The sequence below is a fragment of the Pediococcus sp. M21F004 genome, assembly GCF_051122535.1.
GTDB lineage: Bacteria > Bacillota > Bacilli > Lactobacillales > Lactobacillaceae > Pediococcus > Pediococcus inopinatus.
The window spans coordinates 1,995,327-2,022,070 of record NZ_CP177314.1; the positions used below are offsets into that span (position 1 = coordinate 1,995,327).

Annotated in this window: 25 protein-coding genes and 1 other annotated feature; of the genes, 18 read left to right on the plus strand and 7 right to left on the minus strand. The window is 37.8% G+C overall.

What is annotated here, in order from left to right; genetic code table 11:
• Window positions 1–95: 95 nt before the first annotated feature.
• Genes ACLHK8_RS09945 through ACLHK8_RS09965 form a run of 5 tightly spaced genes read left to right on the plus strand, consistent with a single transcriptional unit; the run spans window position 96 to window position 4,696 of the window.
• The gene (locus ACLHK8_RS09945) at window positions 96–878 is read left to right on the plus strand and encodes an ABC transporter ATP-binding protein (RefSeq protein WP_057772360.1); all 783 of its coding nucleotides are present in this window, start codon (window positions 96–98) and stop codon (window positions 876–878) included.
• Window positions 868–2,673 (plus strand): FtsX-like permease family protein, encoded by a 1,806-nt coding sequence (locus ACLHK8_RS09950; protein WP_063697938.1) that lies wholly within the window; start codon window positions 868–870, stop codon window positions 2,671–2,673. The genes ACLHK8_RS09945 and ACLHK8_RS09950 overlap by 11 nt, the downstream gene beginning before the upstream one ends.
• Window positions 2,674–2,686: 13 nt before the next feature.
• The gene (locus tag ACLHK8_RS09955) at window positions 2,687–3,064 is read left to right on the plus strand and encodes a GntR family transcriptional regulator (protein ID WP_057772364.1); all 378 of its coding nucleotides are present in this window, start codon (window positions 2,687–2,689) and stop codon (window positions 3,062–3,064) included.
• On the plus strand, window positions 3,054–3,920 hold the full coding sequence (locus ACLHK8_RS09960) for an ATP-binding cassette domain-containing protein (RefSeq protein ID WP_057772366.1): 867 nt from the start codon (window positions 3,054–3,056) through the stop codon (window positions 3,918–3,920). Before ACLHK8_RS09955 ends, ACLHK8_RS09960 begins: the two co-directional genes overlap by 11 nt.
• On the plus strand, window positions 3,917–4,696 hold the full coding sequence (locus ACLHK8_RS09965; protein ID WP_057772368.1) for a hypothetical protein: 780 nt from the start codon (window positions 3,917–3,919) through the stop codon (window positions 4,694–4,696). The genes ACLHK8_RS09960 and ACLHK8_RS09965 overlap by 4 nt, the downstream gene beginning before the upstream one ends.
• Window positions 4,697–4,769: 73 nt before the next feature.
• Here ACLHK8_RS09965 and ACLHK8_RS09970 read toward each other — a convergent pair whose 3' ends face one another.
• A complete protein-coding gene (locus ACLHK8_RS09970; protein WP_057772370.1) occupies window positions 4,770–5,516 on the minus strand; it encodes a DUF975 family protein in 747 nt (248 codons plus the stop codon).
• Between the two features lie 133 nt (window positions 5,517–5,649).
• Here ACLHK8_RS09970 and ACLHK8_RS09975 point away from each other — a divergent pair, with 133 nt between their 5' ends.
• The 5 genes from ACLHK8_RS09975 (at window position 5,650) to ACLHK8_RS09995 (ending at window position 11,296) form a co-directional block, all read left to right on the plus strand.
• On the plus strand, window positions 5,650–6,621 hold the full coding sequence (locus tag ACLHK8_RS09975; RefSeq protein ID WP_057772371.1) for a DUF2785 domain-containing protein: 972 nt from the start codon (window positions 5,650–5,652) through the stop codon (window positions 6,619–6,621).
• A 15-nt stretch (window positions 6,622–6,636) separates the two neighbouring features.
• Window positions 6,637–7,677 carry a zinc-binding alcohol dehydrogenase family protein gene (locus ACLHK8_RS09980; RefSeq protein ID WP_057772373.1) on the plus strand — a complete coding sequence of 347 codons (1,041 nt, stop codon included), beginning with the start codon at window positions 6,637–6,639 and terminating at the stop codon, window positions 7,675–7,677.
• A gap of 83 nt (window positions 7,678–7,760) precedes the next feature.
• Window positions 7,761–8,873 (plus strand): D-alanine--D-alanine ligase family protein, encoded by a 1,113-nt coding sequence (locus ACLHK8_RS09985; RefSeq protein ID WP_057772375.1) that lies wholly within the window; start codon window positions 7,761–7,763, stop codon window positions 8,871–8,873.
• Between the two features lie 104 nt (window positions 8,874–8,977).
• Window positions 8,978–10,744: a glycerophosphodiester phosphodiesterase gene (locus ACLHK8_RS09990; protein ID WP_063697935.1), complete on the plus strand. Its 1,767-nt coding sequence runs from the start codon at window positions 8,978–8,980 to the stop codon at window positions 10,742–10,744.
• Window positions 10,745–10,783: 39 nt separating this feature from the next.
• Window positions 10,784–11,296: a DNA-3-methyladenine glycosylase I gene (locus ACLHK8_RS09995; protein ID WP_082854865.1), complete on the plus strand. Its 513-nt coding sequence runs from the start codon at window positions 10,784–10,786 to the stop codon at window positions 11,294–11,296.
• A gap of 106 nt (window positions 11,297–11,402) precedes the next feature.
• On the opposite strand, the gene ACLHK8_RS10000 is transcribed toward ACLHK8_RS09995, so the two are convergent.
• From ACLHK8_RS10000 to ACLHK8_RS10015, 4 genes are all read right to left on the minus strand, one after another.
• Window positions 11,403–11,876: a universal stress protein gene (locus ACLHK8_RS10000; RefSeq protein ID WP_057772381.1), complete on the minus strand. Its 474-nt coding sequence runs from the start codon at window positions 11,874–11,876 to the stop codon at window positions 11,403–11,405.
• An 82-nt stretch (window positions 11,877–11,958) separates the two neighbouring features.
• Window positions 11,959–12,240, minus strand: a complete 282-nt coding sequence (locus tag ACLHK8_RS10005) for a hypothetical protein (protein ID WP_063697933.1) — start codon at window positions 12,238–12,240, stop codon at window positions 11,959–11,961.
• Window positions 12,241–12,563: 323 nt separating this feature from the next.
• Window positions 12,564–13,838: a replication-associated recombination protein A gene (locus ACLHK8_RS10010; protein WP_434520326.1), complete on the minus strand. Its 1,275-nt coding sequence runs from the start codon at window positions 13,836–13,838 to the stop codon at window positions 12,564–12,566.
• 9 nt (window positions 13,839–13,847) lie between these two features.
• Complete coding sequence (locus ACLHK8_RS10015; RefSeq protein WP_057772387.1) at window positions 13,848–14,312, minus strand: YueI family protein; 465 nt, start codon at window positions 14,310–14,312, stop codon at window positions 13,848–13,850.
• Between the two features lie 103 nt (window positions 14,313–14,415).
• On the opposite strand from ACLHK8_RS10015, the gene ACLHK8_RS10020 reads away from it, so the two are divergent.
• Entirely contained in the window at window positions 14,416–15,006 is a 591-nt protein-coding gene (locus ACLHK8_RS10020; RefSeq protein WP_057772389.1) for a DUF1054 family protein, read from the plus strand.
• A 55-nt stretch (window positions 15,007–15,061) separates the two neighbouring features.
• On the opposite strand, the gene rpsD is transcribed toward ACLHK8_RS10020, so the two are convergent.
• Together rpsD and ACLHK8_RS10030 are read right to left on the minus strand one after the other, a co-directional pair.
• Window positions 15,062–15,670, minus strand: coding sequence for a 30S ribosomal protein S4 (gene rpsD / locus ACLHK8_RS10025; RefSeq protein WP_057772391.1), 609 nt, complete (start codon window positions 15,668–15,670; stop codon window positions 15,062–15,064).
• Between the two features lie 192 nt (window positions 15,671–15,862).
• A complete protein-coding gene (locus ACLHK8_RS10030) occupies window positions 15,863–16,333 on the minus strand; it encodes a GAF domain-containing protein (protein WP_057772392.1) in 471 nt (156 codons plus the stop codon).
• A gap of 161 nt (window positions 16,334–16,494) precedes the next feature.
• Here ACLHK8_RS10030 and ezrA point away from each other — a divergent pair, with 161 nt between their 5' ends.
• From ezrA to radC, 7 genes are all read left to right on the plus strand, one after another.
• Complete coding sequence (gene ezrA, locus ACLHK8_RS10035) at window positions 16,495–18,204, plus strand: septation ring formation regulator EzrA (protein ID WP_057772394.1); 1,710 nt, start codon at window positions 16,495–16,497, stop codon at window positions 18,202–18,204.
• Between the two features lie 218 nt (window positions 18,205–18,422).
• The gene (locus ACLHK8_RS10040; RefSeq protein WP_057772396.1) at window positions 18,423–19,574 is read left to right on the plus strand and encodes a cysteine desulfurase family protein; all 1,152 of its coding nucleotides are present in this window, start codon (window positions 18,423–18,425) and stop codon (window positions 19,572–19,574) included.
• A 227-nt stretch (window positions 19,575–19,801) separates the two neighbouring features.
• Entirely contained in the window at window positions 19,802–21,019 is a 1,218-nt protein-coding gene (gene thiI, locus ACLHK8_RS10045) for a tRNA uracil 4-sulfurtransferase ThiI (protein ID WP_063697931.1), read from the plus strand.
• A gap of 94 nt (window positions 21,020–21,113) precedes the next feature.
• A complete protein-coding gene (locus ACLHK8_RS10050) occupies window positions 21,114–21,620 on the plus strand; it encodes a peroxiredoxin (protein WP_057772400.1) in 507 nt (168 codons plus the stop codon).
• 25 nt (window positions 21,621–21,645) lie between these two features.
• Window positions 21,646–21,855: a binding site (T-box leader), on the plus strand.
• Between the two features lie 41 nt (window positions 21,856–21,896).
• A complete protein-coding gene (locus tag ACLHK8_RS10055; protein ID WP_057772401.1) occupies window positions 21,897–24,560 on the plus strand; it encodes a valine--tRNA ligase in 2,664 nt (887 codons plus the stop codon).
• An 89-nt stretch (window positions 24,561–24,649) separates the two neighbouring features.
• Window positions 24,650–25,969: a bifunctional folylpolyglutamate synthase/dihydrofolate synthase gene (locus ACLHK8_RS10060; RefSeq protein ID WP_057772404.1), complete on the plus strand. Its 1,320-nt coding sequence runs from the start codon at window positions 24,650–24,652 to the stop codon at window positions 25,967–25,969.
• A gap of 41 nt (window positions 25,970–26,010) precedes the next feature.
• The gene (gene radC, locus ACLHK8_RS10065) at window positions 26,011–26,673 is read left to right on the plus strand and encodes a RadC family protein (protein WP_063697926.1); all 663 of its coding nucleotides are present in this window, start codon (window positions 26,011–26,013) and stop codon (window positions 26,671–26,673) included.
• Window positions 26,674–26,744: the final 71 nt, after the last annotated feature.

The window sequence follows — 26,744 nt, forward strand, 5'->3', positions numbered from 1 at the left end:
ACGGTTCACGTTTAAAGGCTATTTTGATGCTTGACATAAAAGAGGCCTTCATATATAGTTAGTTACGTAAGTAATTAACCGATGGGGGAAACTAAATGAATCAGAAAACGGTAATTGATGTTCAGCATATCACTAAGGTGTATGGGGAAAAGAACGAAAAACAGTATAGGGCCTTAAAGGACGTTAATTTTAAAGTGCGACAAGGAGAATTTGTGGGGATTATGGGAGCCTCAGGTTCTGGGAAAACAACGTTACTTAATATTTTGGCAACGATGGATAAACCAACAGAAGGTCAAGTCTTGGTGAGTGGTCAAGATGTTACAAAATTAGATAGGAACCAGATTTCTGATTTTCGCGTCAAACAAATTGGTTTTATTTTTCAGGATTTCAATCTTCTAGAAAGTTTATCGAATGCGGAAAATATTGGGTTACCACTAACATTGCAAGGCGTGAAGAAGCGAAAGGCTAACGAACTGGTTCATCAAGTTGCCAGTCAATTAGGAATTAATGATCTTTTAGATAAATACCCGGTTGAAATTTCAGGTGGACAAAAACAGCGGGTAGCCGCAGCTCGTGGACTCATTTCACGGCCTCAAATTTTATTTGCTGATGAACCTACGGGAGCATTAGATTCAAAAAATGCCCGTGAATTATTGGAGACTCTAAAACAAGTAAATGATGAAGAACAAGTTTCGGTCTTAATGGTGACACATGATCCATTTTCAGCAAGTTATTGTGAACGAATTTTATTTATCAAAGATGGCAAAATCGGTGAAGAGATCGAAGTAGGAGATCAGAAACGAAGCGAATTTTATCAAACAATTTTGAATAAATTAGGTACCTTTGATGATCAAGAGGAGGGTACCGATGTTATTTAAGTTAGCATTTGTAAATGTACGTGATCGTTGGCGAGATTATCTCGTTTTATTTTCTGGTTTAATTATTTCAGCAGCTATCTTTTACATGTTTGAAGCAATCGCGACGAACAAAGCTTTAATCCAAGCAAATATTTCATTTAAACTAGCTGCGATTGTTTTTCAATTTGGTTCTGTCCTTTTAGGTATAATTACTCTGGTATATATTGTGTATGCTAACTCATTTCTAATGACAATGCGTGAGCATGATTACGGTTTATTCATGATGTTAGGTGGTAAAAAATCTCGCTTAGGGTTTTTGATTTTTACTGAGACTTTACTGATTGGACTGGTTTCAACAGGGATCGGAGTTTTGGTGGGAATTGGTTTGACACAAGGATTATCCAAACTGCTTATGTCACAACTTGGCGTTCAGATTACAAAATTTTCGGCAGTAAACATTACAGCCTGCCTAAGTACTATCCTATTTTTTGCCATCTTATTTTTAATGGCATCGTTGATTAATCAATATAAATTACTTCATCGGCCGGTTTTAAAACTATTAAGAGGAGATTCTAAAGCAGACAAGCCAATTAAAGTCACAGTGTGGCGTTATGCTGAGGGAGTAGTTGGAATTGGATTTTTAGCTGTTGGTTATTGGGCAATGGCAAAGCTCGAAGTATTACAAATCATGACCATTCCGATTGCACTGGTGACAATTGTTCTGGGAACTTATTTTTTGTTTAATGCGTTTTTTCAATTGTTAATTCAAGGGCTCAAGAAGATAAATATGGCATTCAAAGGGCTCAATGGCTTTACCCTTGGACAACTTAATTTCAGAATTCGAGATTACACTAAAATGCTATCTGTCGTGAGTATCTTGTTTGCACTAGCTTTGGGAGCAATCACGGTTGGTATGGGATATCATCGGATTATTCCAATGATGGCCAAAAGTAACACGGCCTATGATTTGGCTGTGTATAAACAAACGCCTCAAGCGACCAAACTGGTCAACCGGCTTGACCTGCAAAAAAAGCAGGCGTATCGGCAAAAAATTAAGGGATCGACAATTTATTTTGTAGCCGACGATTTTCAAAGACAGCCATTTGAAGTGGCAACATTGCATAAAGAAAAAGTTTCTAACCGAACATTAAGCCTAAATCAGTTGAAGCATAGTGAGCGTGGGCAACAGCAGTTGTTAACTTTGCAAATGAACTATTTTTCATTGCGGCAAGTGAAATTTGTTTCACCACAGGTGTTTCAAGCTGTTCAAGCTAAGTCTTCAAAGTTAGTACTAGTCCAAACGACTAGCCTTGCAAAAAATGCTGAAAATTTGAATCGAATCGCTGAAAATCAAGTTCAAGCAATAAAAGATCCGCAAATAACGGTTCAATCCTTAGGTGGTGCATATCCAATTTACCAAGCAGCAAACGTGTTGTTTGGGGGACTTGAATTTGTTGGATTCTTCCTTGGAATGGCATTTCTGACTATGTTAGCAAGTTGCTTGATGTTTAAGATTTTGTCTGGGGCTCAGCTAGATAAACGACGGTACCACATGTTAAATCGGTTAGGAACTAGACAAAGTCTCATTCGGAAATCTATTCGTCGAGAAATCGGAGCTTTATTTCTATTACCAGGGATTTTAGGAGTTGTGCATGTTTTATTTGGACTTCAAATGTTTGTCCCATTGATGGGGGATCCGTACATCAATTTAGCAACACCATTTACGATTTTTATCGGTTTATATTTGATATACTATTTGGTAACAGTTTTTATCTATGAAAAATTAGTGGTTCCAACTGTCAGAATGCAGTTTTGAGGTGGTGAATAATATGCAATTTGATTTTAGTGGGCAAGAACCCATCTATCTACAGGTAGCCAATCAAATTGAAGAAGGGATCTTTACGGGGGCCTTTAAAGAAGAAACCCAGGTGCCTTCAACAACCGAGATGTCACGAGAGTTTCACATTAATCCCGCGACGGTTTTAAAAGGAATAAATATTTTAGTGAATGAGAAACTAGTTGAAAAACGCCGAGGCCTTGGCATGTTTGTTTGTAAGGGTGCCTATGATTTAATTTTGGAAAAACGAAAAGGGGCTTTTTTTGAAGATTACGTCAGAAAAATTGTGTCGGAGGCAAAAAATTTAAAATTAACTGAAGTTGATCTTGTTCAACTGATTAAAAGGGGGTTTCAGGCAAATGAAGATTAAAGTTGATGGGATTTCAAAGCAATTTGGTAACAAACAAATTTTAAAGAGTATCAATTTAGAAATAGAGCCAAATCGAATTTATGGTTTGTTAGGAAGAAACGGTGCAGGGAAAAGTACGCTACTAAATATTTTGACTGATCGAATTTTTCCAAATGGGGGATCAGTGACTGTCGATGGGGAGACCATCCATGAAAGCGATGAATTACTCGGAAAAATGTATTTGATGAGTGAAGTTAACTTATATCAAAAGCGCTCACGCCTGCAAGATCTTTTTAAAGCTACGCGATTAATGTACGGCGGCTTTGACGATGTTTATGCAAAACATCTATGTGACGCTTTTGGGTTAAATCCTAAATTAAGGTTTGGCCAATTATCAACTGGTTATCGGACGATTTTTAAGTTGATTATTGCGCTTAGTTTACCTGTAGATTTCGTGTTTTTAGACGAACCTATTTTAGGCCTCGATGCTAACCACCGAGAGTTATTTTATAAAGAATTATTAGATAGTTATAGCCAGCATCCACGAACCTTCGTGATCTCGACTCACATGATTGAAGAAATTGCCAACATGATTGAGCATGTCTTTGTCCTTGAAAAGGGTGAAATTCTGGTAGATGATGACGTGGATCATATGTTGTCGCAGGCATATGTAATTACGGGTCCTGGAGAAACGGTGGATAGCTATACAGAAGGTTTGAATATCATTGGGTCTGAATCTTTAGGAAATCTCAAAGGTAATTATGTTTTTGGCAGTTTAAATGATGATCGTGAAATTCCTGATACGATTCAGATTTCTCGCATGGATTTACAAAAGTTGTTTATTCATTTAACAAGTGAGGGGAGCACAGTCGAATGAAAACTAAATCAATTTTTAAAAACAAATTTAAGTATTATTTGAAGGGAGTAGGTTATACCTATCTTCTGACCCTCGCGGTTATGTTTGTTTTGCCAGTTGTCTTTGCCTTATTATTTACAGGAAGTCTTAGGGGAGTTTCGATACATAATTTGTTGAAAAATAATTTATTACCCTTTATTTCCATTTTATTTTTACTTATTTCTTCTTACCGTGTGTATAAGCCTTTTAAATTTTATATTCAAAACGGTATTTCACGACGCACAGTCTGGAAGGCTACGATTGGCGTGGTTGGATTGTGTAGCCTTCTAATGAGTTTGATCAATTACGGTTATTATTATGCCATTGTCGTGCCCGTTACAGGAATCGTTAATAACACATTTTATAGCCAACTCTTTGGACAATTCTTAGGGTTCCACAATTTTTGGAATGGCCCAGCTCAAATTGTCTATGAATGGCTGTTATTATGGTCCTTTGCGGTTATTGCCATGTTCTTTGGCAGTTTGTCAGCTCTTTTTAAAAAGAGAACCCGTCTAATCATTTGGCTCACAATTTTTATTGGTGTTGTTGTGATCATCCGTTTCTTAATGCAATTTCATACCGGAATGAACTTAGATTGGATGGAAAGTGTTGTTAAATTTGTGGCTGGCTACACAAAAACAGATGGAGAAGGAATGTGGAATCCCTTTCACCCGATTGGCACAATGGCAGTCGGAATAATTATTGGTACTGGCATTAATTACTGGATTCAACAGAAAATAGTTTTAAAAAATCAGTAGAAAATAAAAAAGTGTGGCTCGAATTGCTTTATGAATATCAGGCAATTCAAGCTACACTTTTTTTAATTTCATATTAGGCTTCAACCAAATGTTTGTAAAAGGCACTGTAAACACCTTGAGAGTAAGGAACGTACCAGATAAAGCCAATTCCAAAACTGACCCAGCATAAGAGATACCAACCAATTAGGCTTAGTTTTAGAGTGAAAAGCTCAAATTTATGACCCATCATCAATTTTCGGCTCATTGTAATACAATCGATGTATTCAATGCGATCACCATTTCCAGAAGCTAACTGGTCCTTATAAATTAAATAGGATTGAGAGTAGGCAAAGTATTTAACGATTCCTGGAATGATAAATAATAAGGTCCACAGGAACTGAAAAATAAATTGTAAAATAAAAATGGCTAATGTTGGAATGAAATAACGCTTGGTAAATACTTGAAAGGCTCCTTTAATAGGGGAAAACTGTAGTTCAGGTTTCCTTAGCCAATCAAGAAACGTGTAGTTAATTCCAACGCCAATAAAGGTCAGCAATGCACCACGTAGAAAATTCCAAACTTCACTGTGGGTACCAGAGGAAGTCATTTCATCGTAGAATTTGGAACCAGCAGAATTATTGCCCCATGAACTCGGATTGAAAATATCAGGATGTTTACTTACTAAGTAGAGAAAAGTTAAAATAAAAATGGAAACGATAAATCCGGCAAGGGCTTGAAGAATTATAGGGACAAGGGCAGTCAAAGAGGCCTGACCCCAATGTCCTTTAAAAGTTTGTTTCACTTCGCGTTTTAATTGACGGCGAATTTGATGGTTTGACATGTTGTTTGCTCCTTCTCTTTTTATCTATTCTAACATTAATGGTTAGTTTGACAATAATTGTAAGATAGCTTTGTTAGGGATTCCATCTTAAGGCGTGGTAAAATGAGTTATTACTTACGAGGAGAATGGTGCTATGAAAGAAGTTGAATCAGTTCGTACGCAGCTTCAAGGGCTACGCGCAAAATTGCAAAGTGGTGAGATCTATCAGTCATTGATTTCTGAAGTGGATAATGTCATTAAATCCATTAAACCTACGGAACCGACTGAGGTCATTTTACCGGACGATCAAGATGGTATTCAAGATCTCATTGAATCACTAAGAGAGCAATTAAGTTCACACAAATTAGAAGAAATTAGTGATTCTGATTTAACCCAACTGTTTCAACATATTGGGTCACCAAATTTGTTTATTAGAGATAAGGGCATTTATTTTTTATTCAGTGATATTATCCAGCAACAAATTACATCTAAAAAACAACTTAAAATGATTTTTAAATACTTAATCAGGGATGAAAGTTTGTTTCCACACATTACAGAACCGCAAAATGATGCTGTTTTTCAGCGCTCATTTAGTGTGATGTTTTTGTCGACTTTACTTTATATCGATCGTGCGGGTTCTGATTTTATTGATGATGAGAGTAAAAATTCACTGGTTGATCAGTTGCTTACCTACATTGCAATGGAAACAGACACACGTGGTTATGTAGGTGAAAACGGCTGGGCACACGCCTACACGCACATTGGCAATGTTTTAGATGAATTAGCTGTCGATAAAAGCTTAGTCCGGGCAGATAAACTTTTAATGCTGACAGTCTTAATTGGCCGGTATAAACAACTGGGTACTCCTTTAATTTTTGGTGAGCCAGAACGCTTGGCGGGATATATTGCTGATTTAACAAAGCAAAATAAATTGTATAGTGATTTTCTTTTATTGATTTTAAAAAATTGGCGTCATGAACTAGTTTCGATTCAAACTAAAGAAGATGAACAAATGTGGACACGTTTATATAATCGCCAGCATTTGTTGCAATCATTGGTTTTGAATCCCGAAATGCCAAAAGAAATAACTACTTATTTAAACGAAGAAAATGATTTTCGATTCTAAAGGAGCAAAGAAACAATGAATGAACAGAGACAAGCAATTGGTTTTTACAAAGGATTACCGATTGAAGATTCAAATAGCTTAATTGATTTAAAAGTACCTCAACAGAAAGCAACTGGCCGTGATATATTGGTAAAAGTTGAAGCGGTCTCTGTTAATCCCGTTGATACAAAAACCCGCCAACATCATCCAGAAACAAAGGAACCCACAATCATTGGTTTTGATGCATATGGAACAATTGAAGAAGTTGGTGATCAAGTCACTGGATTTTCAGTTGGAGATTCCGTTTATTATGCCGGAACCAATCAACGTCCAGGAAGTAATCAAGCTTATCAGTTAGTGGATTCCCGTTTGGTTGCACATGCACCACAGAAAATTAGTGGAGAAGAAGCAGCGGCAATGCCGTTAACTAGTCTAACGGCATGGGAAGCCTTGTTTGAACGAATGCCGCTTATTGCCAAAAAGGATGCCAATCGTGGGCAAACGGTTTTGATTATTAATGGCGCTGGTGGAGTCGGATCGATTGCAATTCAGCTAGCAAAATGGGCTGGATTGACTGTTGTCACAACAGCATCTCGACCTGAAACAGTGGAATGGGTCAAGAAGATGGGCGCAGATATTGTGCTGGATTATCATCAATCACTTGAAGAGCAATTAAAAGCGCAAAACGTGCATACGATCAAATTTGGATTAATTTTGCAATCACCTGACGTGTATTTGCCCCAGCTTGCTAACTTAATTGCACCTGAGGGCTATATTACAGCGATTGTAGAAAATGAGAAGCCTTTACCAATGGGCGGATTATTGAAGGCAAAGAGCATTACATTTGTTTGGGAGTTTATGTTTACCAAAAGTATTTACCAAACTGATGATATGGATTCACAAGGTAAAATTTTACATCAAGTTGCGAAACTCCTGGATCAAAAAGAAGTGCGGTCAACACTCACCCTGACCTTAAAAGGAATCAATGCACAAACCTTAAGAAGAGCGCATGAGTTAGTAGAAAGTAACAAGATGATCGGAAAAATTGTGGTGACAGGCGGTTTTAATACGAAATAAATTGGGTATCAAAGTTTTTTTCTGTAGAAATCCATGGTACAATTTAGATTCAAGACAAAATCTATATGATAGGATGAGATTTTATGAGGACGGAAAAAAAGATTCACGTTGGCTTGCTATTTGGTGGTAATTCATCTGAACATGATGTTTCGAAACGATCTGCACATAACATTTATGATGCAATGGATAAAGATCGTTACGAGATCAGTTTGTTCATGTTTACCAAGGATGGCTATTTATTAAGTGATGCTTCATCAAGAAGAATTTTTGATGGCGAATCAGAAGAAAAGGTTGTCAAAGAGGCTATTCAAACGGTCGATGAAGGCAATCCGTTGTCACCTATTTTAAACTTAGGTGAACAACGCGATATTGACGTATATTTTCCAATTATTCATGGTAATTTGGGGGAAGACGGAACTATTCAAGGTCTTTTACGTTTGTTGAAGAAGCCTTACGTAGGAAGTGGTATTTTAGGGTCAGCAATCTCGTTTGATAAGGATACAACGAAACAGATTTTGACACATAATGGTATCCGGAACACAAAGTATGTGGTCATTACACCTGAAAACCGGACAGAATATTCCTATGAGGTGTGTCGTGACTTATTGGGCGAGCTTATGTTTCTAAAGCCTGCTAACCAAGGATCTTCAGTCGGAATTCACAAGGCTACTAATGCACAGGAATTTGAAGATGGCTTAGATGATGCTTTCCGATATGATTTTAAGGTTTTGGTCGAGCAATCTATTGAGCAACCAGAAGAAGTTGAGGTTTCAATTTTAGGAAATCGTGCGCCTAAGGCTTCTAAAGTGGGTCGAATTGTGGTTCCTAAGTCAGATACGTTCTATGATTATAACAATAAATTTGTGGATGCTAGTGGGGTTCATTTTGAATTACCAGCTAGCATTTCGCCAGAGCTTGCTCAAGAAGTTCAACAAATGGCGCTTGATGCCTTTCGAGTTCTTGGGTGTTGTGGATTGGCTCGAATTGATTTCCTAGTTGATCATGATCAAGTACCTTACTTGAGCGAAATTAATACGTTGCCAGGATTTACCAACATTAGTTTATATCCTCAGTTATGGGAAGTTTCAGGGATTAGTTATGAGAAACTAATTGATCAACTGATTGATTTAGCGTTCGAAGAATTTCAACGGCGTTCAAAGATTCATTATGATTTCACGCCACTTGATGCAGAATAATAAAAACCGCCTTTTTGGCGGCTTTTTATTTGGTAAAATTTTATTTGGACGTTTAGTTCACGTAACGGCGGTGGTAAAATTGAAATCGTAGGGGAGGGGCAAAAATGAAAAAGTTCTTTTTTCAAGATTATCGACGCATCAAACAATTAGTTACATACATAATTAACTCAGATGAAAATTTATATTACACAACTTTGACCGTGTTGGTCGGGGTAGTTGCTGGCATCTTACTTGAACATGCACTTTTTTTGTCAGAGAATTTTCTGTTGATTCCTTTAAAAATTCTTTTAGCGATTGCGATTATTTGGGGATTCTTCTCGGGACTATTGGCAGTTTTACTAATGATTATTGGTTTTCAATTAAATCGACCGGTTAGTTTTGAACATTTACGTCATTTATTAAAGCGGTTGTTTGAAAAAAATTGGTTTATGATGGTGGCCTATTTTTTGTTTTATGCAGTGATCACCATACCTTTGGGCGGATTTGGTTTTTCAACAGTGATTCTTGCGCATCTTCCAACAACGATGACTCTTCAAAACTTTATTTTTGCCAATCGATGGATAATGGGATCAATATTTGGGTTGCTTTATATAGGATTGTGTTGGGTAGCGTTACGTTTAATTTTGGCCTTGCCAGCCATGGTGAGTCGCAGATGTTCCTTAACACAAGGAATTCGCCTTAGTTGGCAGTTAACCAAACGAAAAGCAGTTAAAATGTTAGGCAAAATTCTGTTAATTGCCATTCGTGTTTCGATACCAATTGCTATTTTTGGTGGCATTGGATTGTGGGGATTATCTCAATTAAATCAACGGATACAATCGATTCCAATCGGGATAATGTTAATGGTTTTGGCAATTTCGTTTGCAGAACTTTTATTTGTCTGGTGGTTTTTGGTATTTTCAACCGGATTTTTGTCTGAGTTGAATAAGTGGGTGACAGATGCAAATTTGCCGCTTTCGAAAGTGCCTGTTTTTCAAAAAAAAGCCCATGTTTATCGAAAATGGGAGCTGAAACAAATCCAACAAATTGGATTATCGTTATTAGGGCTTTTATTACTAATCACGCCAACCTATGCTTACTTTTCAATTCATATAAATGATAGTCATCCTTTAAAGGTGCTTACGATTTCTCATCGGGGAGTAAGCGATCGAAATGGTGTGCAAAATACTGTGATGGCTTTGAGAAAAACCCATCGGTTGCATCCGGATTATGTTGAAATGGATATACGTGAAACAAAAGACAATCAGTTTGTGGCGATGCATGATTCGAATTTAAAACATTTAGCTGGCAGAAATGTGGCCGTAAGTGACCTTACTTTAAAAGAATTAACGCACACCACATTGCGCGAAAATGGGTATCAAACTAAGGTTAGTAGCTTTTCCGAGTATCTTAAAGTAGCTCATCGGATTCATCAACCACTAATTGTGGAAATTAAGCCAAGTCATGGAGATTCCGCGGATTTAGTGGAAAGATTTAACAAGGTTTATGGGAAAAGTTTGCAACAACACGGTGACAAGGTTCATTCGCTTGATGCCGATTTTATGATGCAGCTTAAAGATAAAAGTCCAAAATTAAAGACAGGAATTATTACACCATTCAACATTGCAAGGATTCCTAAGAATTCAGCTAATTTTTACTCATTGGAGTTTCACACGCTAAATCGACAGTTTGTTCAGCAGGCTTGGGCCAAACACAAACAAGTATTTGTTTGGCCAGCGGATGGGACGTCTTCAATAAAACGAATGCTGGCCCTTCGAGTAGATGGAATCATTACTAATCACCTAAGCCGGTTACAATATATTCTTAAAACTAAAAATTGGCAGCAACTCATGCAGTATGAAGTTCTAAATAATTTAATCGAGTTGTGGTAAAAAGGCGAATCTTATTTATACCAAGAAAGGGGACCAAATATGATTCGCTGTTTATGGAGTACCAAGAATGCCCAGTTAATGCAATATCACGATCTTGAGTGGGGCATTCCCGTTTTGGAGTCAAAGAAGTTATTTGAATGTTTTGCTTTAGAAATCTTTCAAGCTGGTTTAAATTGGTCGACTGTTCTAAAACGGCGAGAAGGTTTGCGGAATACTTTATCGAGTTTTGATCCATTTTGTCTTTGTGAGTATTCGGATACCGAAATTCAGCAGGTAATAGCGGATCCTGCGGTAATTCGTAATCCACGGAAGATTCATGCCGTTTTTCATAATGCGAATGTGGTAGCGCAATTGCCTACGACTTTTTCGGATTACATGTGGCATTTTGTGGATTTCGAGCCAATCCGTTGTCCAAGTACTTTTATGAATAGTGAAGAGGCTCAGATGTTGTTAGCCAAACGAGTTGTTCGCCAAATGAAACAGGACGGATTTGTTTTCGTAGGGCCTAAGAATATATATGCTTTTTTTGCAAGCAGCGGGGTTGATAAATGATCACGAAGTTTCTTGTTTTCGTTATCATGATCTGGCAATTTTATAAGTAAATAAAGAGTGATCAACCATTTTAGTGGCTGATCACTCTTTATTTACTTATAAAATTTTACTTGGTGAGCTTAACGGGTTGGTTTTCTAAATCGGATCGCACAACCAAGACGTCACAAATTGCAGTTCGGGTGACATACTCGGTTACTGAGCCAATTAGGAGACGTTCCACGGCATTCAGACCGGTTGCACCAATCATAATAAGATCGGTGTGCAACTGTTTAGGCATGTCGTTTGCGATCACAACTTTTGGTGCGCCGTATTCAATCGAATAGTCAACGTTTTGCAAACCCTTATCTTTTGCTTCTGAAATATATTTATCAAGGGTTGTCTTTGCTGTTTCTGTGACTTGTTCTACCATGGCTGTATCAAAGCTCGAAATGTTTTGAAAAGCACGGGTATCGACAACGTGCACCAAATGTAATTCGGCACCGTCGTTTCGTCTGGCCACAGCCACGGCTTTTTCAAAAGCCAATTCAGCTTCTTGTGATCCATCTACTGGAACCAAAATATGTTTATATTGTTGTGTCATATAAATCACCTCTCCAACTTTATAACTTCATTTTACGTTAAATTCACTAAAATAAAAAGAAAAAAGAGCGTTTTCTTTTTTGCTAAGGCATAAAATGGGTTAAACCCAGCAAAATACCAGTGGATGTAAAACAGCCAAGGAGTAAGATAATGCAGATTAAGATAATTACATGCGTCCAGGCTACGACAAAAGCAACAATTGCCATTAAGCAAAGAGCAATGCCGCCAATGCGTAAAAGCTCTTGAAGGGCAGGCTGGTTTGTTGGATCGAAGAGTAAAAACGGTCGTTGCTGATGCCGATAAAGGTAAACACCAATTGTGCCTAATAGGATTGCAAAAAGGACCATAAGGATTGAAATTATCATGAGCATTCCTCCTCTCAATAGAATGATTTTTATGGATTTATTTAAACTAAACAAAAAGGGATTAGCACGTAATGTCCTAATCCCGAAACCCTTTGTGGTGCCGTTAATCGTTTCTCAGTGAAAGCCCGCAAGTATATTAGCGGTGGGACCGATTGATCTGACTTTAAGTTTCCTAATTAAAGGCCTACATGCCATCAAATACCCTCAGTTCCTATACAAATTATTTGAACGGCAGTACATAAATGAAACAACGCGTACACCAAAGAAATTTCACTCTTATTCTAGCATGAGTGATTAAAGAATTCAATTTTTAAGTAATCAAATTAATCCCGTTGGGCATGAAGCAAACGCTCATACTGAGCGCCTAAAGCCTGTTCAAATTTACCATTTTGCTTAGGTTCATAGTAATTTGCAGATTTTATATTGTCTGGTAAATACTGTTGTTTGACCCAATCATTTGGGTAGGCATGCGCATATTTATAATTATTTCCATGTCCAAGCTTAGCAGCACCTTTGTAGTGCGCGTCTTTTAAATCAGCCGGAATGTCACCATAATTGCCAGTTTTTACCTCTTCCAAAGCGGCATCCATCGCGGAAATTCCGGAATTAGATTTTGGCGACAAACAAAGTTCGATAACGGCGTCAGCCAAAGGAATTCTGGCCTCTGGAAAGCCTAACTTTTCCGCAGCCTGCACAGCAGTAACGGTGCGCGCACAAGCAGAGGGATTGTCTAGTCCAATGTCTTCATAAGCGATAACCATTAGTCGGCGCGTGATACTTGGAAGATCACCAGCCTCGACCAGACGGGCCATGTAATGGAGAGCTGCATTAACATCACTACCTCGAATAGATTTTTGGAAGGCAGAAATGACATCATAATGAGCATCGCCGTTTTTATCTTGAGTAAGAGCCTTTTTTTGCAAACATTCTTCAATGATGGCAAGGGAGATTTTGATACTCCCATTTTTGTCGGCCGTTGTTGACTTAACAGCGAGTTCTAAACCATTTAGAGCGCTTCTCAAGTCACCATTAGTTGAATGAATCAAAAAATTCATTGCAGGTTTTGTAACCGTAACTTTTAATTTTCCAAGGCTATTTTCTGAATCAGTTAACGCACGATCAATGGCTTGTTTAATGTCATCAGCTGCTAAAGGATGGACTTCAAAGATTTGAGTTCGACTTCTAATGGCTGGATTAATTGAAATGTAAGGATTCTCAGTGGTTGCTCCAATTAAAATGATGCGACCACTTTCTAGATGAGGTAACAGGAAATCTTGCTTAGTTTTATCGAGACGGTGTATTTCATCAAGCAGTAAAATTACTGTACCGCTCATTTTTGCTTCTTCAGCCACAATTTGCAGGTCCTTTTTTGAATCTGTAGCCGCATTAAGTTTACGAAAAGCATACTGTGTAGAGCCAGCAATTGCGCTGGCAATACTAGTTTTCCCAGTGCCTGGTGGTCCATATAAGATCATCGAAGAAAGTAATTTTGCTTTGACCATTCGTGAGATTATTTTGCCCGAGCCAACTAATTGTTGTTGGCCCACGACATCTTCAATTTTTTTAGGACGCATTCGGTACGCTAAAGGTTGTTGCATGATAAACTCCTATTTAAGAAAACTATTTTTCAATTTATCTAACAAAGATTCTGATTTTTCTGGTTTGTCGTCTGCTGCTTTTGATGGTTGGAAACTAGCAACGTCTACATCCTGAATATTTATTGATTCTTTTGCGGCTAGAACCAAAGCTAATCCTTCGTCGGTAGTTGTGTATATATCATCAGTTTTTATCGTAAACTTTAAAGAAATCTGACTGGCCACCTTCATATAAGGGCCTATCAATTCCTGCGAGACATTACCGTTAATTAATAATTGGTAATCAGGATGTTTTTTAAGCTCCTGGATAAATGTATCTTGGTATTGGGTTGATTTAATTTGCCCAACTGACATGGTTATGGCGACACGCTCTCTAAAAGTTCCCAGATATTTGCGTTGCTCATCCGGATTGAGCTTGGGGGTGCCATGAGTAGCATCTTGTAGACGTGTATTAACGTCATTGGAATTATTAGTCATTGCGCTCACAATCCTTTCTAGATAGTATAATAAGTATAGCATTTTGGGGAGATTCAATCTTGTATTAAGTTTAAAGGAACACAAGGAAAGTGGGAGACTAGAAATGTTTAGTGATCAGTTATTTTCTGTTTTTGATGAGTCAGATGTAGAAAAACGCCTTGCATTAATTCGTGAACAGGTTGATCCGTATTTTGAAGAAATTGGGCAGCAAGTTATGCCTATTTTAAATCAAGATGGACATGAATATCGTGCCTTTATAGCCAAACACGCGCGGCGTCATATTAATCCGCCAATGAATACTTGGGTAGCGTTTGCCGAACGAAAGCGGGGTTATAAAATGATTCCGCATTATGAAGTGGGAGTTTGGGATGACCGGTTATTTGTGTGGCTGGCCTTTGAAACCAACATTAAAGAGCGTAAAGAGATAATTGGAAAGTTAAAACAAACGCAAAGTAGTTTTCTTCAATTAGGGCAAGTGTTTGTGTTATCAAATAATCACATGACCAAAAACCAGATGCAGTTAACCAGTACGAATTACAAGAATCTACTGTCTAGCTATGAGAATAAAAAACAATCTGAATTTTTGATTGGTCGGTGGATTTCAAAAGAAGAGTTACGTTTAATGAATAAGCAAGAAATTACAGATTTTATCAACAAAACTATTCAGTCTCTGACAGAAATCTGGGACAAATAAAAAAGCGTTCGGAAAAATTCCGAATGCTTTTTTTAAACAAACCATAATTGAAAAATTAAAGTTTGTTGTAGTATTCAACGATTAATGATTCGTCGATATCAGCTTCTAATTCGTCACGTTCTGGGAGACGAGTTAATGAACCTTCCAACTTATCAGCATCAAATTGAACGAATTGAGGACGACCAACAACAGCTTCAACAGCTTCGCCAATAATCTTCAAATCTTTTGATTTTTCACGAACACTAACAACTTGTCCAACTTCAACTTCATAAGAAGGGATGTCAACACGTTTGCCATCAACCGTGATATGACCATGGTTAACTAACTGACGTGCTTGACGACGAGTTGTAGCCAAACCTAAACGATAAACAACGTTATCAAGACGACGTTCGAGCATAATCATGAAGTTAACACCATGTTTACCTTCATTGATCTTACCAGCACGTTTGAATAAGTTTGAGAATTGACGTTCAGTTAAACCGTACATCATACGCAACTTTTGTTTTTCGTGAAGTTGTTGACCATACTCTGAAATGTTACGACGATTGTTTTGGCCGTGATCACCAGGTGCATATGGGCGACGAGCTAATTCTTTACCAGTACCACTTAAAGAAATACCTAAGCGGCGAGAAATTTTCCAACTTGGACCTGTATAACGAGACATAAAGTATATCCTCCAATATTTTTGTTGGAGTAAAATAATCCGATTGCGAGTTTAGTATTCGTGCAGACTGTTTTGCAATTCTCACCTTTGCAGCCGCAGGTTACTAATTGAACCAAATAAATGGCACCAGTCTGTTGACGAGCTTACCACTCGCCGCTGCATTATTTTACACAATGAACAGTTTACAACAAGTTAAGCAGGCATGTCAACGTGAGACAAGAAGACAGCAGCAAAACTTTCTAATTCTTCTTGATTATCAGCCGAAAAACGGTCCAAAGATTGGGAGTCAATATCTAAAACGCCAATTTTCTTACCATCTTTGATCAATGGAATGACAATTTCAGAGTTGCTAGCGCTGTCGCAGGCAATGTGACCAGCGAATTCATGGACGTTAGCTACGCGTTGAACTTCTTCAGTTGAGATGGCTGTCCCACATACACCACTACCATTGGCAATGTGCATGCAGGCTACGTTTCCTTGGAAGGGTCCGAGGACTAACTCATCAGCTGATTTATCATATTGATAAAATCCGGCCCAATTAATATCTGAGTAACTAGATTTTAAGAGGGCGGTCGCGTTGGACATGTTAGCGATTAAATTAGTTTCACCATATAAAAGAGCGTCTAACTGTTGATTCATTAACGAAAGTGTTTTTTGTGTCATGAGAAATTCCTCCATATTGAACTAGAAATATAAAAATCACATAGTGAAACAGCGAAATCCTATGCTATAATTTAACTTGGGTCTTATTTTATATTGAAAAAAACAAGAAAGCAACAAAATTCATTTTTAAATGAAAAATGACGTAAAAGGATGGGGTTCTCATGTTGGGTGTATTAATTGGTATAATCGTGGTCGCAATTCTTATATATGTAGGAATTGTTCTCTATCAGCGATATTTATTAAAACAAATCACGGATCTTTTAAATAAGAAAAATGATTTAATGGATTTACCCGTTGCAAGTGATCTTGATGAAGTTGGCAACTTAAATTTGGCGGGTTCTTCCTTAGAAGAATACCAAAATCTGCAAGATGATTATCGTAACGTCAAGAATAACAAGTTTCCTGAAATTGATGAGTTAGCTGAAACTGGACAACAAAATGTGAATGACATGAAGATCTTTGATGCGCGCTCTGATGTTGCGGGAGTTAAAGATGCTATTCAAGTTATTCAATCTGAATCAGATCGAATTCAGGCTGCTTTGGATCAAATCAAGCAGGAGAGTGAAGACCAACAAAATGAAGTGAAAGTCTTACGTCACAAGTATCAAGAATTAAGAAAGACACTTTTAGCCAAAAATATGACCTATGGACCAAGCATTGATATGTTAAATGATAACTTGCAACGTTTGGAAAGTGCTTTTGAAAATTTTGCGCAAACTGTTGAAAGTGGCGATCATAAAAAAGCTGAAGGACAGTTACAACAATTACAAAGTAATACAAAGAATTTAGAGAGTGAATTAACCGCAATTCCAGATCTATACATTCAATTAAATGAGAACTTTCCTGGTCAGTTGGACGAAATCAAAAATGCGTATACCCAGCTAATTAACCATAATTATGCGTTCTCTGATGAAAAAATCCCTGATGATATAGATGACATTTCTCAAAAGATTGCTGAAAACCTGGACACACTTGGCAATTTACGTTTGGATGCCGTAAAAGGCAATAACGAAACTATTTCCAATCGAATTGATAATCTTTATGATGTTATGCAGACTGAAATCGATGCACGTACCGATGTTGACAGTGGCTTTCAAAAAATTGCTGAATATATTGAACATGCTGAAAAGCAAAGTCATACCTTACTAATTGAAATCGATCGTCTAAGCCAAAGCTACGTTTTAAATGGTAGCGAAGATGATCAAGCACATGATCTCGAAACGCAGTTACAAGATATTCGTAACGAACATGATCAGGATGCGGAAGCAATTACGAATCAGCCTGTTATTTATTCAGAAATTCTTCAAAGAATGCATGAAGAAAATGATCAGTTAGATGATATTGAATCCAAACAAACAGCGATTAATGACAGTATTCAAAAATTAATCGAAGAAGAAAAAGATGCTAGAAGAACATTACGTCAGTTTGACCTAGAGATCCATGAAATAAAGCGACATATTGAAAACCTTAATTTGCCTGGAATTTCACCAAGCTACATGGATTACTTTTTTGTTGTTAGTGATGAAATTGAAAAGCTTTCGTCAAGTATGAATCAAGTTAAGATTGATATGAAACAAATTGATCAGCAACTAGGTATGATTGATAAGGATATGCAGTCATTAGCAAAGAAGACGACAGAACTTACAGACAATGCGGCCTTGAGCGAACAGATTATTCAGTACACGAATCGTTATCGTCACAGTAATGAAGCCGTTGATAATGCCAGTACGCGGGCCCAAAAGTTATTTGATGAGGATCATGATTATGCCCAGAGCTTGAGTGTGATTAGTCGGGCATTAGAAGCTGTTGAACCTGGCATGGTAGAAAAATTAACTGAGAGTTATCAAAATCAAAAGAGTACCCAGTTTTAGGAATAAATAAAAATAAAAACGGTAATGAGAATCAGATTTAATTCTCATTACCGTTTTTTTTGTTTTAAGTTGGTTATATACGAATTTTTTGTGTTTAAGCCAGTTATTGAGTATCATAGATAAGGTCGTTGTAATGATCTTGTTCAACACTGAATGGATTGTTATAATTAGAAATGGTTTTGACGGGCATCAAGCTCAATAATAGTGGGAGAAATAGAATGATTTATTTTGATAATAGTGCAACAACTAAAGTTGCTCCTGAAGTTTTACAGACTTACCAAACTGTGAGTGAAAAAATATGGGGGAACCCTTCAAGTTTACACAATATGGGTGAACTTGCATTTAATTTGCTAGAACAGTCACGAAAACAAATTGCTGATCTCTTAAATGTTAAACCGCACGAGATATTTTTTACAAGTGGCGGCACAGAAGGAGACAACTGGGTAGTGAAGGGAACTGCTATTGAAAAACGTGCTTTTGGTAAGCACCTGATTACGACGGCAGTTGAACATCCTGCAATTACTAACAGTATGGAACAGCTTAAACAGTTAGGCTACGAGATTACTTATTTACCCGTGGACAAAGAGGGCCGTATTTCTATTCAAGATTTAAAGGATGCCATTAGACCGGATACAATCCTGGTTTCAATCATGGCTGTGAATAACGAAATAGGAACTTTGCAACCAATTCAAGAAGCGGCGGAAGTCTTAAAAAAATATCCAAAGATTCATTTTCATATTGATGCTGTGCAAGGTATCGGAAAAGGGCTTCAATCTCAGATTTTTAATGATCGGGTTGATTTTATTACCTTTTCAGGACATAAATTTCATGCGCCACGGGGAATTGGTTTTATTTACGCACGTGAAGGCCGTCGCATAGCGCCATTAATGACCGGTGGTGGTCAGGAAAAGAATCAACGGAGTGGCACAGAAAACTTGCCTGCTATTGCTGGAATGGCAAAAGCATTGCGCCTCCTTCTCCAAGATGAGAAGAAAAATGTTCAACAGCAACAAACGGTTAAAGAAGCAATTTATGATCATGTGAGCAAATTTGAAAACGTCACAATGTTTAGTCATCGAAATGACGGTTTTGCACCTCATATTCTTTGTTTTGCAATTAAAGGAGTTCGGGGCGAAACAGTTGTGCATGCGTTCGAAAAAAACAATATTTTCATTTCAACAACGAGTGCTTGTTCTTCCAAAAAACAGGTTGAATCTAGCACACTCGCTGCAATGAAAACACCTGAAGATATTGCCACAAGTGCAATTCGAGTAAGTTTGGATGCTGATAATACGGTGGTAGAGGCTCAGGAATTTAATCGAGTATTTGATAAATTGTATGCAGAGTTTTCGAAGCTGAATAAGGGTTAATAGGAATGAAAAGGGCCAGTCCGACAAGCCATGGTAATGGCGTAGATCGGATGGACATCCGTGTTGAAAATAGGATTTTGCGAGAGCAAAATAGCCGTTGAAATTGAAAAGGAGCCAGTCCGACAAGCCATGATAATGGCGTAGATCGGATGGACATCCGTGTTGAAGATAGGATTTTGCGAGAGCAAAATAACCATTGATGAAATTGAAAAGGAGCTACTCACAATATGCAGTATTCAGAAATCATGGTTCGTTACGGCGAACTGTCCACAAAGGGGAAAAATCAAAAAGATTTTGTTAGCCGCTTGGGTGGAAATATCCGCAAGAGCCTTCATAACTTTCCGAATCTTGAAATTTATCCTAAGCGTGATCGTACGCACGTTACCTTAAATGGTGAAGATTCAGCAGCCGTTATTGAACGTTTAAAACAAGTTTTTGGAATTCAAAATTTTTCTCCAGCCCTCAAAGTAGAGCGAAACCTTGAGGCCATTCATAATGGCGTGTTGGAAATGATGAATGAACAGTTAAAACCTGGGATGACGTTTAAAATTAATACACGCCGTTCAGATCATAATTTCGAAATGGACACAAATACGCTTAATGATGATTTAGGAGGATTTGTGTTAGACCATTTTCCCAAAGCAATAGTTAAAATGCATCAACCAGACTTGATTTTACGAGTCGAAGTGAGAAATAACGGTGTGTTTCTTTCTAGTGAGACGATTCAAGGTGCTGGTGGATTGCCAGTTGGAACCGCAGGCAAAGGAATGATGATGCTGTCTGGCGGGATTGATTCTCCAGTTGCTAGCTATCTGGGGATGAAACGTGGTGTGGATATGGAAATGGTTCATTTCTTTAGTCCGCCATACACAAGTGAACAAGCACTGGCCAAGGCCAAGGAGTTAACCTCCAAATTAGCTGCTTATTCAGGAAGCTTACAATTCATTCAGGTACCATTTACAAAAATTCAAGAAGAAATTAAAGAAAAAGTGCCAGAGGGTTACTTGATGACCGTTCAACGCCGGATGATGTTGAGAATTGCTGTGGCAATTGCGAAGAAGCGTGGGGGAAAGGCAATTTTTAATGGGGAATCATTAGGCCAAGTTGCTTCCCAGACAATGGAGAGTATGGAAGCCATAAATGATGTGACCAATATGCCAATTTTGCGCCCAGTGGTCTCTTTAGACAAAACTGAAATTATTAAACAAGCAAAAGAGATTGGTACTTATGATTTATCGATTTTGCCATTTGAAGATTGTTGTACAATTTTTGCACCACCAGCACCAAAAACAAGACCAGATACTGAGCGGACTCGTTATTATGAAAAGCGAATTGATGTTGATGCCTTAATGCAAGAGGCTCTTGATGGAATTCAAGTAAGTGAAATTAAGCCAGATCAAAACTTCTTAAACAAGAATGAAGATGTTTTTGCAGAATTGCTTTAAAATTAGCTTTTTTTGATTGATTGTTTTTCTCGAATGGGTTATGTTTAACTTAATCTTTTGATAGTCAATTTACGAAATTTGAGGAGTGATGAGTGTGGATGTTTTAAATGGCGGAGAAAAGGTTGCCCTTGTTGGTAATCCTCCTGAAGTTGGTGAACCATTACCTAAGTTCAAATTATTTAACGGTGAAAATCAAAAAATTAAGACTAAAGATTTCATCGGTAAACCAACATTAATTAGTACAGTTCCGGATTTAAATACCCGCGTTTGCAAAATTGAAACAAAAAAATTCAATCAGCAAGCAGATCATTATCCATCCGTTCGTTTTGTGACGGTTTCAAATAATTCAATTGCTGAACAAAAAGCATGGTGTGCAGCTGAAGGCGTTCAAAATTTGGAAGTTTTATCGGATGAAGAGTTGTCTTTAGGCTATGAGATGAATCTTTATATTCCAAATGATGGCTTCTTAGCACGATCAATTTTCATAATTGATGCTGAAGGTAAAATTGTGTATCGTCAAATTGTGCCAGAAATTCATGACGAACCAAATTATATTGAAGCTTTAGAAGTTGTGAAAAAATATGCGACCGATGTTGACTAATTCGTAATTATTGGCTAAAATGCTTATACAGGCAAAGAACAATAGGGGAATCTTGAGTTAAAACAGAGAGAAAATGTAAGCTGAGAGTTTTCAACGAGAGACCTTGTAGATTGTGAGCTGCTATTCTGAAATAGTTAGTAAGAGTAGCCGGAAATTTTTTAATTCCGTTAAGAAAAAACTGAGTGGGGTTAAATACCCAAATTAGGTGGTACCGCGAAACATATTCGTCCTTTTGTTAAGGATGGGTATGTTTTTTTGTGTAGAAAGGACGATACAATGACAGAAAAAAAAGAAATGTCAACTAAGTATGATCCCAAGGCTGTTGAGCAGGGAAAGTACCAACAATGGTTAGACCAAGGACTGTTTAAGCCAAGCGGCGATAAAAAAGCTAAACCATATTCAATTGTTATTCCACCGCCAAATGTGACAGGAAAATTGCATCTGGGCCATGCTTGGGATACAACTTTACAAGACATGTTAATTCGGCAAAAACGGATGCAAGGATATGATACTTTATGGATGCCCGGAATGGATCACGCCGGAATTGCCACACAGGCTAAAGTTGAAGCTAAATTGCGAGAACAAGGGATTACTCGGTACGATTTAGGTCGTGAAAAGTTCATTAAACAAGTATGGGAATGGAAAGATGAATATGCTGATGTTATTCATAAGCAGTGGGCAAAAATGGGTCTGTCCCTAGACTATGCGCGTGAACGCTTTACCCTTGATGAAGGGCTCTCTAAAGCAGTTCGCAAAGTTTTTGTTACTTTGTATAATAAAGGCCTGATTTATCGTGGTGAGTATATTATCAACTGGGATCCACAAGCTAGAACAGCCCTTTCTGATATTGAGGTTATTCATAAGGATGACAAGGGTGCTTTTTATCATGTAAAATATCCATTTGTTAATCCTGATGATACATTCAATGGCAAACATTACATCGAAATTGCGACTACTCGGCCCGAAACCATGATGGGTGATACGGCTGTTGCGGTTCATCCGAGTGACGAACGTTATAAAGATCTTGTTGGTAAAGAGCTCGTTTTGCCTTTGCAAGGGCGTCATATTCCCATTATTGCTGACCAATATGTAGATCCAGAATTTGGGACTGGAATGGTAAAAATTACGCCTGCTCATGACCCTAACGATTTTAATGTCGGTAATCGTCATGACTTGGCACGAATTAATACAATGAATGAAGACGCTACAATGAATAGTAACGCCGGTAAGTACGAAGGGATGGATCGTTTTACTGCACGTAAAGCAATGGTGAAAGATTTAGATGATCAAGGTTATTTAATATCGATTGATCCAATTGTGCATAGTGTTGGCCATTCAGAACGGACTGGTGTGCAAGTTGAAGCTCGTTTATCTACGCAATGGTTCGTTAAAATGAAAGATTTATCCAAATTAGCTTTGGATAACCAAAAATCCGATCAAAAAATTAACTTTGTTCCAGAACGGTTTGAACATACCTTTACGCAGTGGATGGAAAATGCGCATGACTGGGTTATTTCTCGTCAGTTGTGGTGGGGTCATCAGATTCCAGCGTGGTATAACAAGGAGACTGGTGAAACTTACGTTGGTGAAACAGCTCCTAAAGATATCGAAAATTGGGAACAGGATTCCGATGTCTTGGATACTTGGTTCTCTAGTGCTCTTTGGCCATTTTCAACGATGGGTTGGCCAGATGAGGATGCACCGGATTATAAACGCTATTTCCCAACAAGTACACTAGTAACTGGTTATGATATTATTTTCTTCTGGGTTTCTAGAATGATTTTCCAAAGTCTTGAGTTTACCGGAAAAGCACCATTTAAGGACGTCTTATTGCATGGCCTGATTCGTGATGAACAAGGTCGTAAAATGAGTAAATCGGTGGGCAATGGAATTGATCCAATGGATGTGATTGATAAATACGGGGCAGACGCCTTACGTTGGTTCCTGTCACAGGGATCAACAGCTGGACAGGATATTCGGTTTAGTTACGATAAGATGGATGCTGCCTGGAACTTTATTAATAAAATTTGGAATGCCAGCCGTTACGTTATTATGAATCTGGGTGAAATGACTGAACCTGTCCTTCCTGATGAAAAAGAATGGAACCTAACTGACAGGTGGATTTTGAGTCGTTTGAATACTACAGTTCAACAAGTTACGCATTTCTTTGATACGTATGAATTCGGTGAAGCCGGTCGTGCCCTTTATACCTTTATTTGGGATGATTTCTGTGATTGGTATATCGAAATGAGTAAAGAGGTTTTGACGGGTGATGATGAAACGGCCAAAGCAAACACACGAAATATTTTGGCTTATATTTTAGATCAAACGTTACGACTTTTGCACCCAATTATGCCATTCGTAACCGAAGAACTTTGGCAAGCAATGCCACACAAAGGTAAATCAATTGTGACAGCTGCTTATCCAACTGTGCATGAGGAAATGAGTAATGCTAAAGCTGAAGACGATATGGGGCATTTGATTGATCTAATCAAAGCGGTCCGCAATATTCGCGCTGATGCAAATGCACCAATGTCTAGTTCTGTAGATCTGCTTGTAAAGACCGATAACGCTAATTTGAAGGCTTTATTTGAAAATAATCAGGACTATATTGAACGGTTCTGTCATCCAGCTAAGTTTGAAGTGGGTGCTAATTTAGACATTCCTAAGTTAGCAATGTCAGCTGTGATTACGGATGCTGAGGTTTATATTCCTTTAGCAGAATTAGTTGATCTAAAAGAAGAGGCCGCTCGTCTTCAAAAAGAAGTCGAAAAGTATATGAACGAAGTTAACCGCTCTGTCAAAAAACTAAGCAACGAACGCTTTGTTGCTAATGCTCCTGATGACGTTGTTGAAAGCGAACGTCAAAAACAAGCCGATTATCAATCTAAATTGGCAGCAACTCAGGAAAGACTGGAAACAGTCCAAAACGCAGAGTAGGGTTGTACTAAGAAATTTTTAAAAAAAGAGACGCGATCAAAACTTAACCGTTTGTTCGGTCTCTTTTTTATTTTTCAGGAGGTATTAAAATGGCAGAAATAAGTACTTATGAAGAAGCAGTGTCATTTATTCATGGAAGAACAAAATTTAAAAAAATTCCGACCTTAAAACGAATGCGTACCTTTATGAAAGTGCTTGGAAATCCGCAAGACAAAATCACAGCTATTCATATTGCTGGTACAAATGGTAAGGGTTCAACGCTGACTTTTTTGCGAGGAATACTTCAAGAAACCGGCTATAAAGTCGGCACGTTTACATCACCGTTTTTAGTACGTTTCAATGAACGCATTAGTGTGGATGGTCAGCCAATTGCCGATTCAGAAATCTTAAGACTAGTCCAGAAATTATATCCTGTAATTATGCAACTAGATGAGCAGTTACCCGAAGGTGGGCCTACTGAGTTTGAAATTATAACTGCCATGATGTTTACTTATTTTTCAGAAGGACATGCCGATATCGTGCTGGTGGAGGTTGGCATTGGTGGCTTATTTGATTCAACAAATGTGGTGATGCCAGCAGTCTCTGTGATTACGAATATTGGTTTTGATCACATGAAATTATTAGGTAATACGTTAACAGAAATTGCGACACAAAAAGCAGGAATTATCAAAAAAGGAATTCCAGCAGTGATTGGCAAAATGGATGAAGAAGCTTTAAACGCAATTGAGAAAGTCGCTTCAAGAGAGCACAGTCCTTTGTTATGTTTTGATCGTGATTACCAAGTTAGCAAACGACAATATCAGGATTTATGGTCTCAACGATTTAACTTCGCGACTGATACATTTCAATTTAAGGAATTACGAATCCGAATGCTAGGGGATTATCAGATTAACAACGCAGCGACGGCCGTCCAAGCGTACTTAATATTTATGGGACAAAAAAGCATTCCGGTTCTTGAAAAAAATGTTAAAAATGGTTTGGACAAGGCATTTTGGGCTGGCAGATTTGAACACGTAAATGACCGGCCTCTGGTTGTTCTGGACGGCGCTCATAATGAACCAGCTATGCAAGGACTGACAAATCTTTTGGCCACCCATTTTAAACAAATGGATATCTATGTTGTTATTGCCATCCTAGAGGATAAGCAATTTCATAAAATGATTCAAATTCTCGGAGAATTAAACAATGTCCACATCATTGCCACAACTTTTGAAGGGCCAGGAAAGCGGCACGCTGCAAGTTTGGTAGAGTTGAAAACTAGTGTTAAAACGGTGAACCCGATTCAAACAGAGGAGAATTGGCAACTGGCTATTGCGCACGCAACTCGTGAAATGTCGAGTGATGATCTTCTTTTAATTACTGGGTCGCTGTACTTCATTTCAGATGTTCGTAAATTATTCGTGGAATAATTCAATCTATGCGTACTTTCTTTTAGGGGAGAGTGAATAGGATGGAAAAGTTTAGACAGATTACAGAGTCTCGTAAAGAGTATGATGAAATGAATCAATTTACGAACGAGGAATTGCTACAAATTTTTTTGCAAAATCAGATTGGTGTAAATAAAATTGCTGATGAGATTGGCCAATTTTGGGATGCAGTGCCGGATTTGTCGTTATTTTCGTTATTATATAATTCAGAAAAAAAGACGATTTTTTCTGATTATCCAGAAGTTAATCGGCAGTTTTTGGCGGCAGTTGAACTGGGCCGAAGAATTGAATTAGCTCCGCAAAAGATAGTTGGTGAGATTTTTGGTAGTCGCCAAATTGGTGAAAAGCTTATCAGTATTCAGCGCAGATATCGGCAAGAGCAGCTTATATTGCTATGTTTAAATACCAAGAATAAGATTATTTTTGAAAAGGTAATTTTTAAAGGAAGCTTAAACTCTGCAACGGTTCACCCACGGGAAATCTTTTTTGAGGCTTTAAGAGTGGGAACCAATAAAATTATGGTTACGCACAACCATCCAAGTGGAGAAATTAGCCCCTCTAAACAGGATATTAAATTTACTAAACGTCTAAAGGAATGTGGCATCTTAATGGGCATTGAAGTGTTGGACCATATAATTACTGGTAGTGATAATTATTATAGTTTTGCGGAACAACATTTAATTTAAGCCTTGAAAAATCAGCGTAATTTAATTTCTTAAGGTGTGTTAAATGGTGCAGAACAATATTCTAAGGTGTT